The 963-nt window shown below is 31.8% G+C and carries 2 protein-coding genes; both read right to left on the bottom strand.

Translation table 11 applies throughout. From position 1 onward, the window contains the following. Nucleotides 1–237, bottom strand: a 237-nt coding sequence (locus AMN70_RS03190; RefSeq protein ID WP_143323410.1) for a glycine--tRNA ligase subunit beta, incomplete at its 3' end; no start/stop codon positions are given. Next, nucleotides 238–963: glycine--tRNA ligase subunit alpha (locus tag AMN70_RS03185; protein WP_075501715.1), on the bottom strand; the 726-nt coding region annotated here is incomplete at its 5' end.

Raw genomic sequence — 963 nt, 5'->3', positions numbered from 1 at the left:
ATTTGGAGCATTTACATTTGGTCCTTTAATCTCCTCAGATTTCAAGACTATTTGTTTTTGAAGACCTTCAAAAACAATTATTGCTCTATTCGGTGTTGAATATGACGATTTTTTTTTAAATAATATAAATTTTTCATTAAATAATTGATCAAAATTTTTTAACAATTCTTCTCTTAAATTTTTTTGTAATGCAGTTGGTATTTCTTCACTGAATAATTCTAAAAAAAATTCTGACATTTAGCTTTGATTTTTTAACCAAACTTCTGCAACAGCTTTTGTAATATCTCGAATTCTGCTTATATACCCAGCTCTTTGGGCAACACTTATTGCTCCTCTTGCATCTAAAATATTAAATACATGGCTAGCTTTTAAGCACTGATCATACGCTGGTAAAGATATCTCTTTTTCAATAAGCGATTTAGCTTCCATCTCATACATATCAAACATCTTTAGTAATCTTTCAACGTTGGCATATTCGAAATTATAAGCCGAAAATTCTTTTTCTGCTTGGTGGAAAACATCTTTATATTTAATACCTTCGTCATTCCACAATAAATCGTAAACATTCTTTTGTTGTTGTGTAAACATACATATCCTCTCTAAACCATAAGTTATCTCAACCGAAATAGGATTACACTCAAAACCTGCCATTTGTTGGAAATAAGTAAACTGAGTAATTTCCATACCATCACACCAAACCTCCCAGCCTAAACCAGCTGCACCAAGTGTTGGACTTTCCCAATCGTCCTCAACAAACCTTATGTCATGTTTATTATGATTTATACCAATCACTGATAAGCTATTGAGATATAATTTCTTAATATTATTTGGAGAAGGTTTTATTAAAACTTGAAACTGGTAATAATGTTGCAATCTATTTGGATTATCTCCATATCTTCCATCTGTTGGTCTTCTCGAAGGTTGAACATATGCAGCCCTCCATGGATTTGGGCCAAGCGATCT

It is taken from the genome of Candidatus Pelagibacter communis (assembly GCF_001179925.1).
GTDB lineage: Bacteria > Pseudomonadota > Alphaproteobacteria > Pelagibacterales > Pelagibacteraceae > Pelagibacter > Pelagibacter ubique_E.
The sequence above is the reverse complement of the archived record's forward strand: the minus strand, read 5'-3'. Positions and strand labels throughout refer to the sequence as shown.